The organism is Paraburkholderia fungorum (assembly GCF_046027605.1).
In the GTDB taxonomy this organism is placed as follows: Bacteria; Pseudomonadota; Gammaproteobacteria; order Burkholderiales; family Burkholderiaceae; genus Paraburkholderia; species Paraburkholderia fungorum_F.
In genome coordinates this window covers 1-15,296 of record NZ_JAQQEF010000054.1, presented here as the reverse complement: position 1 = coordinate 15,296, position 15,296 = coordinate 1, and the positions used below count along the sequence as shown (strand labels likewise).

Below are 15,296 nucleotides of genomic sequence, written 5' to 3'. Positions count from 1 at the left end.
GTTTGCTATTGACGGGAGTCGACATAAGGCGGGCTTCGAAGTGCGGATTAGAATAGATGTTCGACGGCATTGTAGCCCCAATTGCCGGCTCGATCCCTTCAATACGGGTACAACTGCCGCGACTGAAACAGCGCGAAAGACAGGATGTGGCGTGCTTCGTGGGGACGACGAACTGAAGCTGAGCCGAGTACCGATCGAGCGATAATCCCTGCGCATCTCCATACAATGCGCACCGTTAGCGGCTTTTTGCTGTACTTATCCGGTTACATTTACCGCTTGCACTCATTAATTGCCCATCGCCTCCATGCTCTCCGAGTTTTCACTGATCGATCGTTTTTTCGCCCGCCGCGCAGCCGACGTGGCGTCCCGTGCCGAGGAAGGTGAGCTCGGCATCGGCGACGACTGCGCGCTGCTCGCGCCGCGCCCCGGAGAAATGCTCGCGATATCGACGGACATGCTGGTAGAAGGCCGCCACTTCTTTCCCGATGTCGATCCGCAGGCGCTCGGTCACAAGGCGCTCGCGGTGAACCTGTCGGACCTGGCCGCGATGGGCGCGCGGCCCCAGGCGTTCACCCTCGCGCTCTCCTTGCCAAAGGCCGACGAAGCATGGCTCGCCGCGTTTAGCGATGGGCTCTTCACACTGGCCCGGCAATACGGCTGCGATCTGATCGGCGGCGATACGACCGGCGGTCCGTTGAATCTGTGCATCACCGTATTCGGCAGTGTGCGGCCGCAAGTTGCCCTGCGCCGCGACGCCGCGCAACCGGGCGATGACATCTGGATCTCCGGCACACTCGGCGATGCGCGTGCGGGCCTGGGCGTACAGCGCGGCGAGTGGTCCGCCGATGCCAGCGACACTGCGACGTTTCGCCGCGCCCTCGAACGTCCGGAGCCGCGCATTTTCCTCGGCCTCGCGTTGCGAGGCATTGCGCATGCGGCGCTCGACCTCTCGGACGGCCTCGCCGGAGACCTGCTGCACATCCTCGAACGCTCGGACGTGCAGGCCACGGTGAATGTCGACGCCGTCCCGCGCTCCGCCGCCCTGCGCCGTCTCTCGCCCGAGATCCAGCGACTCTGCACGCTCGCCGGCGGCGACGATTACGAGCTGTGTTTCACCGCGCCGGTTGCCGCGCGCGCGAAGGTGGAAGCAGCCGGCCGCGAGGCGGCGGTACCGGTTACGCGCATCGGTACAATAAGCGCTCTTCAAGCGGCGGCCGACCGCCCGGCGATCGGCTGGCGCGATGCCACCGGCGCGCCGCTCACTCTGACGTTGCAAGGCTTCGATCACTTCCATGCAGACTGATCCCCCGCTGGTCCCCGCCGACGATCTGATCGGCAGCCCGCCCCCCAACGCGTCCGGTCCGCGCGCACCGCGCCCGCAGCCGCGCCGCGCTACCGCGCGTTTCATGCTGTCGCATCCGCTGCACATTCTGTCGCTGGGTTTTGGCAGCGGTTTGTCGCCGATCGCGCCAGGCACGATCGGCACGCTGTTCGCATGGGCATCGTTCGCCGTCTTGAGCCGTTACCTGACGGTGGTCGAGTGGGGTGTCCTGATCGTCGCGGGATTTTTCGGCGGCATTGCGATCTGCGGCTTTACGGCGAAGAAGCTAGGCATCGACGACCCGTCGTCGATCGTCTGGGACGAAATCGTCGCCTTCTGGCTGGTGTTGCTGATCGTTACACCGGTCACGCTGACCGGGCAGTTCTGGGCGTTTATCGTGTTCCGCCTCTTCGACATGGTGAAACCGCCGCCAATCGGCTATTTCGATCGCCGCCTGAAAGGTGGCTTTGGCATCATGTTCGATGACCTGCTGGCCGCGTTTTTCACGCTGCTCGTGATTGCGCTCTGGCGCATGTCGGTTTAACTTCTGCCCGTTGGCCGGTACCGGTCGGCCTCGCTCCGCAGGCCACCGATCACCGCCAACCGGCTGCCTCCCGTAGCCATTCCCCGTTTTCCGGATTGACGCCATGCCGACCGATTCCGTGGTTCACCAGCTTGCGATTCGCGTGAGCAACCGTCTGCGCGATGAGCGCCTGATGCTCGTCACCGCCGAATCCTGTACTGGCGGCATGGTGGCGACCGCGATTACCGACATTTCCGGCAGCAGCGGCTGGTTCGAGCGCGGCTTCGTCACGTATTCGAATCAGGCGAAGTCGGAAATGATCGGCGTGCCGGCCGATCTGATCGAAAGGCACGGCGCGGTCAGCGAGCAAGTGGCGCGCGCGATGGCCGAGGGCGCGCTGCGCAACAGCCGCGCGCAGGTGTCGCTATCGATTACCGGCGTCGCCGGCCCGGGCGGCGGCACTGAGGCCAAGCCGGTCGGCATGGTGTCGTTCGGCTGGAGCAATCGGCTGCATACGTCGGTGGAAACCAAAGTTTTCAAGGGCGACCGCGAGAAGATCCGCGTGCAGGCCGCGGCGCACGCGTTGCGCGGCGTGATGGCCCTGCTCGACGAGCGCGAACATTAACTTCCGGTTCAACAAATCGAGGTGCCGCCCCCGATGCCCAACATATCCGCCTCGCATACCGCCAAAGACGCGTTGATCCGCCGCTTCGATCTGAAGCCGCATCCGGAAGGGGGGTTTTTCAGCGAGACGTACCGGTCCGCCGAGTCTGTGCAGCGCGGCGTCGATTCAATGCAGACGCGCTCGGCGTCCACCGCGATTTATTACCTGCTCTGTGACGGCGCGCATTCGGCATGGCATCGGATCAAGTCCGACGAAGTCTGGCATTTTTATGCCGGCGAGCCGTTGAACGTCCACGTGCTCGACGAAGCGGGCTCGCTGATCACACACAGGTTGGGCAATACGCTGATGCATCCGGACGCCGTGTTTCAGGCGGTGGTGCCCGCGGGCCTATGGTTTGCCGCGGAATGCGCGGACCCGGCGACGTTTGCGCTAGTGGGCTGCACAGTGGCGCCGGGTTTTGAATTCAGCGAGTTCGAGCTGGCGGATGTTGAGGCTTTGAAGGCGCAGCATCTGCAGCATGCGGCGTTGATTGAGCGCCTCGGGCCGGCCGTTTAAGCGGGCCGAGTAAGCGACAGAGTCAGGCCCGACTGCCGAGTGGCCCCGGCAGAAGCGAAAGCACATCGGTCGCTGGGGCCGCCCAAACGACAAAACCCGATTCAAAGGCCGTCTTTCAAGACGACCGCCACCTATCACCGGAACGCATTAATCCGGTCACGTGTTGCCATCGCGGCTTGCGCCGCGGCCTCGGCGAAATCCTCGTCCTTGCCGGCATAGAGAATGGCTCGCGAGGAGTTGATCAGCATACCCGTGCCGTTCGCCGTGCGGGCGGCGTTGACCGTCGCCTGAACATCGCCGCCTTGCGCGCCGATACCCGGAATCAGCAGCGGCATATCGCCGACGATGCCGCGCACCACTTCGATTTCCTTAGGGAAGGTCGCGCCGACCACCAGCCCGAGTTGACCGCTCGCGTTCCACTTGTCCGCCGCCAGTTGCGCGACGACCTGATACAACGGCCGGCCGCCCGTCTCCAGAAACTGCAGATCCGAGCCGCCCGGGTTCGAGGTCCGGCACAACACGATCACGCCCTTGCCCGCGTGCTCCAGATACGGCTCGATCGAGTCGAAACCCATATACGGATTCACCGTGACCGCATCCGCCTGATAGCGCTCGAACGCCTCGCGCGCATACTGCTCGGCGGTGCTGCCGATGTCACCGCGCTTCGCGTCCAGAATCACCGGCAAGCCCGGATGGTTCGCATGAATGTGCGCAATCAGCTGCTCGAGCTGGTCTTCCGCGCGATGAGCGGCGAAGTACGCGATCTGTGGCTTGAACGACGACGCATACGGCGCGGTCGCATCGACGATGGTGCGGCAGAAGTCGAAAATCGCTTCGGGACGGTTCGCGAGCGCGCCCGGGAATTTGCTGGGCTCGGGATCGAGGCCGACGCACAGCAGCGAGTTCGTGCGCTGCCAGGCGTCGTTGAGTGTCTGGATGAAATTGGACATGGTGAGTCTCGCGGCGAGCCGATAACGGAAGAGGCGCGTATTTTACCTGTCCTGCGCGGCAGGCCGCGGCCGCACGGCACCACGCGCACCAGCGGTTCGCCAGCGACTCGGCCGCTACTAGCCCGCTACTAGCCCGTTACTAGCCCGTTACTCGCCTACTGTTTGCGCCGCGACCCGCGCGCCCCCGGCGTCGAACGCAAACCGGTGCGTTCAACAGTGAAGCGGAACATACGCGCGAGGCGCTCGCCGCGTCTCAACATCGTCATACCGTTCTCGCACGCGCCGCCGGCCAGATTCATCGCGTTGATCGGATGATCGACCGGCTCGAAGCAGAAGAAGTCCTCACCCGGTGGCGTGTACAGCACGTAGTAGTCGGTGTCGGCGGCGATATTCAGCGACAGACGGCGCTTGGGCCACACCACCGCCGCCTGCCCGCTCCAACCCGTGAACGCGTGATTGACGATGGCTTCCGGCAGCGGATACGCCACGCCGAATTGCCATGCGGGCGGCGTCGGCACGTGACGCACCGGCAGCCAGTCGTCACCGGAGAGCCATAGGCCGCCGGCCGCCGCTGACAATTCGGTATCCGCGTCACGCACGAAAAAAGGATGCACGCCCAGCCCGAAAGGCAGCGCCTCGCGGCCGGTGTTCTCGATTTCCAGCGTGATGACGAGCGTGGCGCCGTCCAGCGTATAGGTTTGGGTCGCGCGGAATGCGTACGGTTTGCCGCCGTGACGATCGAGCGTCAAACGCACATTCTCGCGATCCGATTCCGCGACCTGCCAGGCGGAGAGCCAGCCGTCGCCATGAATCGGCAAGGGTTCGTCGGCGCGATTTTGCGGCACGTCGACACGCCGCCCCGCCACATTGAAATGACCGCCTCCGATCCGGTTCGAATACGGCAGCAACGGATAACAGGCGAGCTGGTTCGGCTGGGTATCCGCGCCGACATGGCGGCAGCGCCGGAAAATCGGCGTGAGCGCGCCGTCGTTGCGCCAGTCGAAACGGGTGACGCCGCCGCCGAGCGCCGGCGCGACGTCGAGGCGCAAGTGCGCGTTGGCGAGCGTAATGCAAGCGACATCGCCGCTCGTTTCGCCGACCGCCACCGCCGACGTGCTGGGCCCGGCAAGCACCGGATTGGCCGCCGCGTTGAGTCGCGCGCGTCGGGTCTGAGAAGAAGCGGAAACAAGATTCGCAACAGTCATATCTGGCTCCATCGAGAGGCGTGGGACGTTGCCGTCATTGCTGACGGATGCTATTGGGCGACTTTTTTAACCGGTCGCCTCTGGGTCCGAACTGCATGCTGCCGATTTGCTGCCACTGGTTTTGCGACATCAACTGCCGATTCGCCTTCAAAGTCACGGCTAAACCGTCCACCGTTACCGCCTCGCGAATGAGGCAGCGTCATTCTGCGCTATCTCGGCGAGCCTTGGAACACGGGCTCCGGCAAACCTTGTCGTGCGGGCGTGGCGATGAATACGCCGCCCGCCCCCGGATCGTCCGCGAGCGCGGCCGCGTCGAGACCGATGCGCGCGCTCGTGATGTACAGCGTGCCGAGTTCAGCGGGCCCCGGAGGAAGTCCTGTTGGGAGCCCGCCAAACGCTACGCAACTCGGTTGCGCGGTCGGCACCTCGACGCGCTCGGTTGCCACGCCGTCGGGGCCATACCGCACCACGCGCCTGCCGCCCCATTGCGCGTTCCACAAGCCGCCATCGCGATCGACTGTCGAGCCGTCGGGCTCGCCGCTCGCGTCAGTCAAGGTCGCGAATACGCGGTCGTTGGCGATGCTGCCGTCCGCGCGATAGTCGCACGTGCGGATGACACGGGTCGGTGAGTCGCAGTAATACATCGTCGCGCCGTCGGGACTGAACGCGATGCTGTTCGAGATCGCCGGCGCAGGCAGCGGCAACCGTTCCAGCGACAAATCATGATTCAGACGATAAAACCCGCCGACCGCATGCAGCGGCGAGCCTTCATCTTTCGTACCGAACACGAAACGACCCTGACGATCGCAGCGGCCGTCGTTCACGCGCGTGTTCATGCCGGGTTCGACGTCGACGATACGCTGCGTCTCGCCCGTTGCCGGATTGAAGAACGCCAGATGCGTCGCGAGGCCGAGCAGCAGGAAATCCGGATCGGCACACAGCGCGAACGTGGCGAGCCGCTCGGGCATGGGCCACGAGGTGCTGCTGCCGGTGCCCGGGTCATAGCGCCACAGGCGCGCGCCTTCAATATCGGTCCAGTAGAAGCGGCCGGTTTTCGCGCACCACGTCGCGCCTTCGCCGAGTGTGCATTTTGCGTCGAGCAACAGTGTCGCGCAGGGTGTAGGCGACCCCGCTGCCACTTCCACGCGGGTGTCCGCACTCACGCCCAGCCTCCGTCGACGATGAGGTCCTGCGCGGTAATCATCTTGCTATCGTCCGCGGCGAGGAACAGCGCCATGCGCGCCACGTCGGCCGGTTGCAGTTCAGCGTCGATGCACTGACCTTCCTTGATCGAGCGGCGGCCCGCGTCGTCGAGCCACAAACGCTTCTGCTTTTCCGTCATCACCCAGCCCGGCACCAGCGTATTGACGCGGATGTTGAAGTGACCGAGGTCGCGCGCGAGGCCACGCGTCAAACCCTGCACGGCCGATTTCGACATCACGTACACCGGATAGCCGCCGTTCTTCAGCATCCAGCTAATCGAGCCGAGGTTGATGATCGAGCCGCTGTTGGCCGCTTTCATATCCTCCATCACCGCTTGCGCCGTGAAAAACTGGTGACGGATATTCACCGCGATACCCGCATCGAAAGACTCGCGCGTCACTTCGCCGATCGTGTGACGCTTGTCGTTCGCCGCGTTGTTCACGAGCACCTGGATCGGTCCAAGCGCGGTTTTGACATCAGCGACCGCTTTTTGCAGCGCGTCGACATCGGTCAGATCGCAGGGCACGAACAGTGGCTTGTGTTTCGAATCGCCGAGCTCGTCGGCGAGCGCTTCACCCGCGGTCGCGTCGATATCGAAGAACGCGACGCGCGCGCCCTGCGCCGCGAAATGCTCGACGAACGATGCGCCGATACCGGTCGCGCCGCCCGTGATCAACACCGTGCGGTCGACGAGACTCGGATAGCGGGCAAACGCGTTGTCCGCGAGACGGTCGTTTGCATTGGCCGGAGACGACATCGTTCGATTCCTCTAGGAGCAAAGTGAGTGGATCGCGGTTTTAGTCGCGCGAGCCGCGGTTCTTTAACTGGTCGAGCAGCACGGCGGCGAGCAGGATCGCGCCGCGTACGAGGTACTGATAGAACGCGTCGATGTTCATCAGGTTCATCACGTTCTCGACCGTACCCATGATCAGCACGCCGATCACGACACCGGAAATCGTCGCGCGGCCGCCGAGCAGCGACACGCCGCCCAACACGCACGCCGAAATCACGTTCAGCTCGAAACCTTCCGCCGCGTTCGGCTGGCCGGAGGTAATGCGCGAAGCCAGAATCACCCCGGCCAGCGCGGTCACCGCGCCTTGAATCAGGAAAATATAGACGCGCGTGCGTTCGACATTGATACCGGCGAGACGCGAAGCTTCCGGATTACCGCCAATCGCCAGCGTATTACGGCCGTACACGGTCTGATTGAGCATCACGCCGAACACGATGAAGCACAGCAGCGTGACCCAGATCGGCAGCGATACGCCGAAGAAGCTCAAGCCGCCCAACGCGATGAACGTATCCGACGACACGCCCACCGCCTGCCCGTGCGAGACGATAAAGCCGAGACCGCGAACGATTTCCATGGTGGCCAGCGTCGTGATCAGCGCGTTGATGCGCAGATAGGCGATCACCGCGCCATTGACGAAACCGATCACGGCGCCTGCCGCCACCGCGGCGATGATCGCGATGAACGTATTGCCCGTGGCGTTCAGCACCATCGCGCACAGCACGCCGGCGAACGCGACCGTCGAACCCACCGACAAGTCGAAATCGCGCGAGGCCAGACAGAACATCATCGTGCACGCGACCATGCCGATCTGCGAAATCGACAGCGCGAGACCGAGCATGTTCTCGATCGAGAAAAAGTGATCGACCGTCAGCGACATCGTGACGAACATCACGATGAAGATCAGGATCAGGCTGTACTCGGTGATCTGCTGCCACCACTTGGCCTTGTCGTTCGACTGTGGAATCAGCGCTTCGGCCGCGCCTTTGGCGGCTTGTTGCGCGAGGTTTTCTCTGGCTTGCATTTTGAAGACTCCTCCCGTTCCCCACGGGTTGCCGGACTTTCGTCCAAATAAGGTTCAGGCCGCTTGCTCGGTGGCGGCGGTTGCGGTTCCGGGCAGCGCGGTCGAGCTTTGCGGCAACGCGAGGCTCAACACCGTTTGTTCCGTTGCATCCTGGCGTGCCAGCTCACCGGAAATCCGGCCCTGACGCATCACGATGATCCGGTCGGACACGCCGAGCACTTCCGGCAATTCCGACGAAATCATGACGATCGCGCAGCCGCGTTCGGCTAGCTGATAAATCACGTTATAGATCTCATGCTTCGCGCCGACATCGATCCCGCGCGTCGGCTCGTCGAGAATCACGACCTTCAGATCGGGCTCGGCCAGCCAGCGCGACAGAATCGCCTTCTGCTGATTGCCGCCCGACAGAAAACGGATCTTCTGACGGCGGCTCGGCGTCTTGATCTTCAGCAGCTTGATAAAACGGTCGGCGGTTTCCGCTTCCTTCTTGCGGTCGAGGAACATCCCCGCGCGCAAATAGTGACGGCGGCAACTGATATTGATGTTCTCCGACACCGTCGCCATGGCGACGATGCCTTCTTCCTTGCGGTCTTCCGGGCACAGCACGATGCCGTGTTTAATGGCTTCGCCCGCACTGCGCACCTTGATCGGCTTGCCGTCGAGCATGATTTCGCCGCCCTTCTTGTGATCGGCGCCGTACACGAGGCGCATCAGCTCGCTGCGGCCCGCGCCCACCAGACCGAAAAAGCCGACAATCTCGCCGCGCCGCACTTCGAAGCTGGCTGGCTGCGCAAGCGCGTGACCTTCGATCGCTTTCGCCGCGAAGCGCACGTCACCCAACGGACGTGCTGAATAGTTATAGATGTCGGAGATCTCGCGCCCAACCATTTCGCTCACGATGGTGTCGCGCGACACGCCTTCGAGTGTCGGATGCGAGGCAATCTTGCGGCCGTCGCGGAAGATCGTGCAGGCGTCGCAAAGCTCGTAGATCTCGTCCATGCGGTGCGAGATGTAGATCATCGCGCGGTTGTCGGCACGCAGATCGCGCACCAGCTTGAACAGCACCTCGGTCTCGCGATGCGATAGCGAGCTGGTCGGTTCATCGAGTGCGATCACGCGCGCATTACGCAGCAGCGCCTTGCAGATTTCGACCATCTGGCGTTGCGCGATCGAGAGCTTACGCAGCTTGGCGTTCGGATCGAGCGCCACGCCCATCGCTTCGAGGCGTTCGCGCACGAAGCGTTTCGCTTCGCGCTTGTTGACCCAGCCGAGCGAGTTCGGCAACTGGCCGAGCAGCAGGTTTTCCGCGACCGTCAGATCGGGCACGTATTGCAGTTCCTGGTGAATCACCGCAATGCCCGCCGCGATCGACGAAGCCGCGCTCGTAAAGCGCACCTCATTACCGTCGATCATCACGCGGCCCGAATCGGGCTGGTATTCACCGCCGAGAATCTTCAGCAGGGTGGATTTCCCTGCGCCGTTTTCGCCCATCAGGCCGTGCACCTGGCCGACGTTGACGTCGAAGGACACACCGTCGAGCGCGCGCACGCCTGGAAAGACTTTGCCGATATTGTCAAAACGTAGCGTCGCTGACACTTCGCCTCCTTTGTCGACCGGAGTTAGCGCTTTAACGCTGACTGCGGTCCCATGCAAGATACTTGCTGTTTTTGAATCGTGCTTTTTCAAGCGCCGCGTGGACGCAAAGCAAGCTTGTCTCAACTGCTCAACTTTTATTGCTGCTGCCGGCGCGCCCAATCCCTGGAGAAAGGCGCACCGGCAGTTCACTTCATGTCACGACCTGCTAGATCAACCCGCTTAGTTTGCCGCGAGGCCCATCTTCTGACGCACGTCGGCGACGTTGTCACGCGTCGCCAGCATGCCGGTCGTCAGTGTCAGCAGCGGCGGTTCCTTGCCTTGCGTGATCCAGTCGTACATCAGCGTCGAGGTTTCTTCGCCGTGGCGCTTCGGGCTGATGATGACCGTGCCGTAGAAGCCCGTCGGGGTCGGCTTCTTGAACTCGTTCAATGCCGAGTCCGAACCGCCGATGCCGATACCGATCATGTTGTCCGCCTTGAAGCCGCGGCCTTCCGCTGCGCGCACGGCGCCGAGCACACCTTCGTCGTTCAGCGCGTAGGCCACCCAGTGCTTGAACTGCGGGTTCTTCGTCAGCGCGATGTTGGCGGCGTTGAACGCGTTTTCCGTGTCCGTCTTCGCTTGCGGCGCGGCGATGATGTTCGCTTTCGGGAAGCCGGCGGCGATCAGTGCATCGGTCGCGCCGCTGGTGCGGTCATGCGCGGTCGGCAGCTGTTCGTAGGTCACGTCGATTGCGCCCACATCCTTCATGTCCCAGCCGCGCTTCTTGATTTCCGCAGCGAGACCGTCGCCGACCTGCTTGCCGATGTTGTACGCCGAGATGCCCATATGCGGCACTGATGCGATCGGCTTGCCCGCGCCGTCGACGAGGCGGTCGTCAACCGTCATCATCTTCAGGCCGTCGGCCTTCGCCTTCGCGACAATACCCGGTCCGAGCTTGACGTCAGGCGTGCAGATCACAAAGCCCTGGGCTTTCTGAGCCGACAGGTTGTCGATGGCGCTCATCACCTTCTCGCCCGACGGCGCGCCGATTTTCACCAGCGTGAAGCCCTTCTCCTTGGCGGCGATTTCCGCGAACTTCCATTCGTCCTGGAACCACGGTTCTTCCGGCTGCTTCACGAGGAAGCCGATCTTGACCGGGTCCGCGGCTTGCGCGACCGGCGCGTTGAAGAGCACACCCGCCGCCGCTGCTGCCAGCGTGAGGAAAATTCTTCGTTTCATGATGCGTGTCTCCTGACTAATTGATAACGAGAAGGTATCGGCCGCGTCTTCTTGTACCGGTTGTGACACACGCGGCCAGCGCGTCGTCCGGTGAAACCCTGGCTTGCTGTTGCTGCCGTTTGTTCTTGTTGCCCGTTCTTGTTGCCCCGTTCCTGTTGCCCCGTTCCCACTGTTCTTGCTCGTTGCTGGAACTGCCGGCCCCGCATCCTGTTGCGCGCCGCTCCGCCATGTTCAGTCGTGATACACCGCCGAGCGGCCGCCATCCACGGTGATGCAGCTGGCGTTGATGAACGGCGCTTCATCCGAGGCGAGAAACACCGCCGTCATTGCCACCTCTTCCGGGCGGCCGATGCGCTTCATCGGTTGCAGATCGAGCGTCGCCTGTTTCGCGGCCGTTGGATCGGCTTGTTCGTTCCACCAGTCGTGCGTCAGTTGCGTTTCGATGTACCCCGGTGCGATCGCATTGACCCGCACGTTGCGCGGCGCGTATTCGATGCCGAGCGCACGCGTCAAACCGATTACGCCGTGCTTCGCCACCGGGTACGGGAAACATCCCGGAATGATCTTGAACGCATGCGTCGACGCGATATTCACGATGCTGCCCGCGCCGCGTTCGACCATGCCCGGCAGCACCGCGCGGCATCCATTCCATACGCCGTCGAGATCGACCGCGAAGCAACGGCGCCAGTCGTCATCGGTCATCGTCAGCGGGTCGCAGAACACGTTGATGCCGGCGTTGTTGACCAGTACATCGAGCGCGCCGAACACGCGTTCGCCCTCGCTCACGGCGTGCTGAACGGACGCCGACTGCGTCACATCCGTCTGCACCGCCAACACGCGGCCGCCGGTTTGCGCCTTGATCTGCTCCGCCGTCTGCCGCGCGGTTTCGATATCGAGTTCGGCCAGCACGACCGCCGCGCCCTCGCGCGCAAACGCGAGCGCGATCGCCGCACCGATGCCGCGCCCGGCGCCGGTGATCAAGGCGACTTTGTCGGCGAGCCGCGTCATTTCTTCGCGCCTGCCCGGGCGATGCGCAACCCGTTGATGAACGCCTTCGCGTGCGAGGCGGTCACCGCCACGCTCTGACCCGGCTTGTACAGCGCCGAGCCGAGGCCGAAGCCATTCGCGCCGGCGCTCAGGAACGGGCCCATGTTGTCCGGCGTGACCCCACCGACCGGCACCAGCGGCACCTGCGCCGCGATCACCGCGCGCCACGCCTTCACGACCTGGCAGCCGAGTTGTTCGGCGGGAAACATCTTCAGCACGTCCGCGCCGTTTTTCAGCGCGATGAAGGCTTCATTCGGCGTCGCCACACCCGGCGCGCACGCCATGCCTTGTGCTTTCGCGGCGACGACGACGTCCGGATCGCTATGCGGCATCACGATCAGCTCGCCGCCCGCTGACTTCACGTCGTTGACGAAACTGGGATGCAGCACCGTGCCCGCGCCGACGATCGCATCCGCCGGCAACGCCTTGCGGATCGCCGCGATGCTGTCGAACGGCTGCGGCGAATTCAACGGCACTTCGATGATGCGAAAGCCGGCTTCGTACAGGGCCTGACCGTGCTCGGCGGCATCAGCCGGCGTCACGCCGCGCATGATCGCGATCAGCGGACACACGTCGAACGCGGCGATCAAACCCGCGTGCGGCATGTACGGGGCGGGCAGATTGATGTGAGGTTGCATGTCGGTTCCTTGTTTCGTGAGCGGTGGCGCCGCCGGTCAGCCGGCGCGTGCCGCTTGGGGCGCCGGATTGACGAGCCCTGCCTGAGTGGCGACGCGCCATAGGCCGCGCTCGGTAGCGTGCTTCACCAGTTCCGCGTGAGTGCAGCCGAATTGCGCGAGTGCCACGCGATAGCGTTCGCAAAGCGCTTCATTGCCGATCAGGCGCAAGTGCTGCCCGGCGAGCGAGGTTTGCTGTTGCGTCAGCGCGGCTTCGAGACCAGCCAGTTCGTGCCCGATCAACAGGCCCGACAGATAGTCAGGCTGCTGTTCGCGCGAAAGTTGTCCGGTCAGGCCGAGCGTGCGGGAACTGAATACGGTGGCCAGCAAGCCCTGCTGACCCTTGTCACGGGCGATCTTCACGCCGTGCAGGAATGCGTCGGTATCCGGACGATCCGGCGTGACCATCGTGCGGCCGAGGATGGTGTGCTCGCGCAATGCCGCGAACACCTCGCCGGTCATGAAGGTATGAAAACGTTCGATGCGGCCTGCCTGCACGACGGCCCATTTCGCGTGGGTGCCGGGCAAGCCGATCAGCGCGCGCTTGCCGCTGTCCGTGGCGCCCGATTCGCCCGATTCCTGACCGAGTGCGCCGAAGATCTGGGTTTCTTCGCCGCGCATCACGTTCGGCAGTTCGCCGCGCTGCAGGACGCCCGGCACGATGTGCAGCGTCGCGCCACCCGCGGCTTTTACGCGGACGATGCCGGCCACCAGCGCATCGGCATTCGCAGGCGCGTCGACATAGGGTGCCTCAACCCAGCCTTGCGCGCTGCCGACCATCCCTGCCGCGATCACCGGCACGGCGGCCGCCTGGTCGAGCCAGGCGCCGCACGCGTCGTCGAACGCGGCGTCGAAGCCGCCTTGCTCGGCGCTGCGCGGCAAATTCATGATGCCGGCCGTCGATGCGTGCGTTGCCAGCACCTCGCCGGCCGCGTCGTATAGATACGCGCGCAGCGACGTGGTGCCCCAGTCGAGCGCGATGAGCGCTGCGTGCTGGAGGTTGGCGGTGGCGTTTCTGTTGGCGGAGACGCTTCCGCTGGTGGCGCTTTCGCCAGTGGCGCTTCCGCTGGTGGCGTTTCCGTTGGCGGTAGCGTTTCCGTTGGCGTTGACCGCAACGTTAGTCACTGCCGGCATGGAGGAACCCGCTGGCTTCATCGCTTGATCCTGCGGGTTGCCGGTTGGGGGGCGCGCCAGCCGAGTTCTTCCGAGATCGCGCGCGCTTCGCGCTGCACGACCGGAATCAGTTCGTCCATGCGCTCCAGCGACATATAAGGAATGGTGCTCGCCACCGACAACGCAGCCACGACGGAGCCCGATGCATCGCGCACCGGTGCGGCGACGCAACGGATCGACGCTTCGTTTTCCTCGAGGTCGAAGGTGTAGCCGCCGGCGGCGTAGTTGGTCATGCGTTGCATGAACGTTTGCTGGTCGGGGCGATTATCCGGCTTGAAGCTGACGCCGGCGAGCGCACGACGCGATGCTTCGAAAAGCGACTGCCAGACGTCCGGCGTGAGGTCGAGCATCATGGCTTTGCCGATTCCCGTCGACGCCAACGGCATCCGATGACCGACGCGCGAGCGCATTTCGAGGCCACGCGTGCCGGGGATCTTGTCGATGTACAGCACGTCGTCGCCGTCGCGCACGCCGAGATGGATCGTGTCGAGCGTCTGTTCAGCGAGCGATTCGAGATGTTGACGCGCGACTGCGGTGAGCGGCATCTGTTCGAGCGCGATGGTGCCGAGTTCGATCAGCTTCGGGCCGAGCAGATAGCCGCCCTGCACTTGCCGCAGATAGCGCGCCTGCACGAGGCTGCTCACCAGCCGATGGGTGGTGCTGCGGGTCGTGCCGAGCGCGGCGCCAAAGGTACGCAGATCGCGCACGCCGGCAGCGGCGGCTTCCAGAATCGCCAGGCCGCGCAGCAGCGTTTGCGTGCCGGCTTGTTGCGGCGTGACGTCGAGCAGCGTGCTGGGCAAGGCGATTTCGTTGAGGACGGCCGGTTGCGCGCTGGCGCGGTGTGCTTTGGCGGCGTTGGCCGCCGGTTGCGGCACGGCGCGGCTCGCATGGTCGGCTTGCGGCTCCAGATCGGCTTTGGACGCGCTGGCGGCGTGAGTAGGCATCGCTTTGTTCATGGCGATCTGCTTTTGGGTGGTTTTTTGCGCTTACAGCGCGGGACCGGAGAGGAGGCCTGTTTTGCTCGCGGAACTGTGCGTGTTGCCGATGGCGCGGGCAGGCGGGTGCTGCCTTTGGGTATTAGGCATGGTTTGGCTTTGTCTCCGGTTTTATTTGCTGTCGCTGGCCGCGGGCTGTTTTGCTGGCTCGCGGTGCGGGTTGGTTTGGATTGTAGGGCGGTTTTTGAGAAAGCTCCAATATGTGAATGTTTGATTCATATAATGGGATTTGGCCATGCAGGTTAGGTCGTGCTTCTGCGGCACCCTCGGCTTTTGATTGCCCCCATGGGGCGGGTTTTTGTTTTGGCTTCTTTGTTTGCCTGTTCGGCGCTTGGTTGTCTGGTTGCCTATGGCGTTGGCCTTTCCTTGAAGTGGTTGCCTGCTCGGCGCTTTGTCG

The 15,296-nt window shown here is 63.7% G+C and carries 16 protein-coding genes; 4 read left to right on the top strand and 12 right to left on the bottom strand.

The window, feature by feature from the left end; genetic code table 11:
- Nucleotides 1-304: 304 nt before the first annotated feature.
- The 4 genes from thiL (at nucleotide 305) to PQR53_RS38240 (ending at nucleotide 3,024) form a co-directional block, all read left to right on the top strand.
- Nucleotides 305-1,303, top strand: coding sequence for a thiamine-phosphate kinase (gene thiL, locus PQR53_RS38255; RefSeq protein ID WP_408465706.1), 999 nt, complete (start codon nucleotides 305-307; stop codon nucleotides 1,301-1,303).
- A complete protein-coding gene (locus PQR53_RS38250; protein ID WP_408465704.1) occupies nucleotides 1,293-1,865 on the top strand; it encodes a phosphatidylglycerophosphatase A family protein in 573 nt (190 codons plus the stop codon). Before thiL ends, PQR53_RS38250 begins: the two co-directional genes overlap by 11 nt.
- Before the next feature lie 103 nt (nucleotides 1,866-1,968).
- On the top strand, nucleotides 1,969-2,469 hold the full coding sequence (locus PQR53_RS38245) for a CinA family protein (RefSeq protein ID WP_408465702.1): 501 nt from the start codon (nucleotides 1,969-1,971) through the stop codon (nucleotides 2,467-2,469).
- Nucleotides 2,470-2,502: 33 nt separating this feature from the next.
- A complete protein-coding gene (locus tag PQR53_RS38240; protein ID WP_408465700.1) occupies nucleotides 2,503-3,024 on the top strand; it encodes a cupin domain-containing protein in 522 nt (173 codons plus the stop codon).
- A 134-nt stretch (nucleotides 3,025-3,158) separates the two neighbouring features.
- Here PQR53_RS38240 and pyrF read toward each other — a convergent pair whose 3' ends face one another.
- The 12 genes from pyrF to PQR53_RS38180 all read right to left on the bottom strand — a co-directional run.
- Nucleotides 3,159-3,974: an orotidine-5'-phosphate decarboxylase gene (pyrF, locus tag PQR53_RS38235; RefSeq protein ID WP_408465698.1), complete on the bottom strand. Its 816-nt coding sequence runs from the start codon at nucleotides 3,972-3,974 to the stop codon at nucleotides 3,159-3,161.
- 155 nt (nucleotides 3,975-4,129) lie between these two features.
- Nucleotides 4,130-5,179, bottom strand: coding sequence for an aldose 1-epimerase (locus tag PQR53_RS38230; RefSeq protein WP_408465696.1), 1,050 nt, complete (start codon nucleotides 5,177-5,179; stop codon nucleotides 4,130-4,132).
- A 209-nt stretch (nucleotides 5,180-5,388) separates the two neighbouring features.
- Nucleotides 5,389-6,342, bottom strand: coding sequence for an SMP-30/gluconolactonase/LRE family protein (locus PQR53_RS38225; protein ID WP_408465694.1), 954 nt, complete (start codon nucleotides 6,340-6,342; stop codon nucleotides 5,389-5,391).
- A complete protein-coding gene (locus PQR53_RS38220) occupies nucleotides 6,339-7,139 on the bottom strand; it encodes an SDR family NAD(P)-dependent oxidoreductase (protein ID WP_408465692.1) in 801 nt (266 codons plus the stop codon). The genes PQR53_RS38225 and PQR53_RS38220 overlap by 4 nt, the downstream gene beginning before the upstream one ends.
- A 40-nt stretch (nucleotides 7,140-7,179) precedes the next feature.
- Nucleotides 7,180-8,196 (bottom strand): L-arabinose ABC transporter permease AraH, encoded by a 1,017-nt coding sequence (gene araH / locus PQR53_RS38215; protein WP_179734424.1) that lies wholly within the window; start codon nucleotides 8,194-8,196, stop codon nucleotides 7,180-7,182.
- Between the two features lie 54 nt (nucleotides 8,197-8,250).
- A complete protein-coding gene (gene araG / locus PQR53_RS38210) occupies nucleotides 8,251-9,792 on the bottom strand; it encodes an L-arabinose ABC transporter ATP-binding protein AraG (RefSeq protein WP_408465690.1) in 1,542 nt (513 codons plus the stop codon).
- Between the two features lie 219 nt (nucleotides 9,793-10,011).
- Nucleotides 10,012-11,010 (bottom strand): arabinose ABC transporter substrate-binding protein, encoded by a 999-nt coding sequence (locus PQR53_RS38205; protein ID WP_408465688.1) that lies wholly within the window; start codon nucleotides 11,008-11,010, stop codon nucleotides 10,012-10,014.
- Nucleotides 11,011-11,241: 231 nt separating this feature from the next.
- A complete protein-coding gene (locus tag PQR53_RS38200; protein ID WP_408465686.1) occupies nucleotides 11,242-12,018 on the bottom strand; it encodes an SDR family oxidoreductase in 777 nt (258 codons plus the stop codon).
- Entirely contained in the window at nucleotides 12,015-12,695 is a 681-nt protein-coding gene (locus PQR53_RS38195; protein WP_408465684.1) for a 2-dehydro-3-deoxy-6-phosphogalactonate aldolase, read from the bottom strand. The genes PQR53_RS38200 and PQR53_RS38195 overlap by 4 nt, the downstream gene beginning before the upstream one ends.
- A 36-nt stretch (nucleotides 12,696-12,731) precedes the next feature.
- Entirely contained in the window at nucleotides 12,732-13,886 is a 1,155-nt protein-coding gene (locus PQR53_RS38190; RefSeq protein ID WP_408465682.1) for a 2-dehydro-3-deoxygalactonokinase, read from the bottom strand.
- Nucleotides 13,883-14,860 carry an IclR family transcriptional regulator gene (locus PQR53_RS38185; RefSeq protein ID WP_408465680.1) on the bottom strand — a complete coding sequence of 326 codons (978 nt, stop codon included), beginning with the start codon at nucleotides 14,858-14,860 and terminating at the stop codon, nucleotides 13,883-13,885. Before PQR53_RS38185 ends, PQR53_RS38190 begins: the two co-directional genes overlap by 4 nt.
- Nucleotides 14,861-15,010: 150 nt before the next feature.
- Nucleotides 15,011-15,296 (bottom strand): hypothetical protein (locus PQR53_RS38180; RefSeq protein WP_408465678.1); only part of this gene is annotated, 286 nt, incomplete at its 5' end.

Excerpts from the sequence above, each read along its gene's own strand:
- PQR53_RS38245 (WP_408465702.1), top strand. The coding sequence starts at position 1,969 with ATGCCGACCGATTCCGTGGTTCACCAGCTTGCGATTCGCGTGAGCAAC.
- PQR53_RS38185 (WP_408465680.1), bottom strand. The coding sequence starts at position 14,860 with ATGAACAAAGCGATGCCTACTCACGCCGCCAGCGCGTCCAAAGCCGAT.
- PQR53_RS38195 (WP_408465684.1), bottom strand. The coding sequence starts at position 12,695 with ATGCAACCTCACATCAATCTGCCCGCCCCGTACATGCCGCACGCGGGT.
- PQR53_RS38220 (WP_408465692.1), bottom strand. The coding sequence starts at position 7,139 with ATGTCGTCTCCGGCCAATGCAAACGACCGTCTCGCGGACAACGCGTTT.
- PQR53_RS38190 (WP_408465682.1), bottom strand. The coding sequence starts at position 13,886 with ATGAAGCCAGCGGGTTCCTCCATGCCGGCAGTGACTAACGTTGCGGTC.
- PQR53_RS38230 (WP_408465696.1), bottom strand. The coding sequence starts at position 5,179 with ATGACTGTTGCGAATCTTGTTTCCGCTTCTTCTCAGACCCGACGCGCG.
- PQR53_RS38200 (WP_408465686.1), bottom strand. The coding sequence starts at position 12,018 with ATGACGCGGCTCGCCGACAAAGTCGCCTTGATCACCGGCGCCGGGCGC.
- PQR53_RS38240 (WP_408465700.1), top strand. The coding sequence starts at position 2,503 with ATGCCCAACATATCCGCCTCGCATACCGCCAAAGACGCGTTGATCCGC.
- pyrF (WP_408465698.1), bottom strand. The coding sequence starts at position 3,974 with ATGTCCAATTTCATCCAGACACTCAACGACGCCTGGCAGCGCACGAAC.
- PQR53_RS38205 (WP_408465688.1), bottom strand. The coding sequence starts at position 11,010 with ATGAAACGAAGAATTTTCCTCACGCTGGCAGCAGCGGCGGCGGGTGTG.
- PQR53_RS38250 (WP_408465704.1), top strand. The coding sequence starts at position 1,293 with ATGCAGACTGATCCCCCGCTGGTCCCCGCCGACGATCTGATCGGCAGC.
- thiL (WP_408465706.1), top strand. The coding sequence starts at position 305 with ATGCTCTCCGAGTTTTCACTGATCGATCGTTTTTTCGCCCGCCGCGCA.
- araH (WP_179734424.1), bottom strand. The coding sequence starts at position 8,196 with ATGCAAGCCAGAGAAAACCTCGCGCAACAAGCCGCCAAAGGCGCGGCC.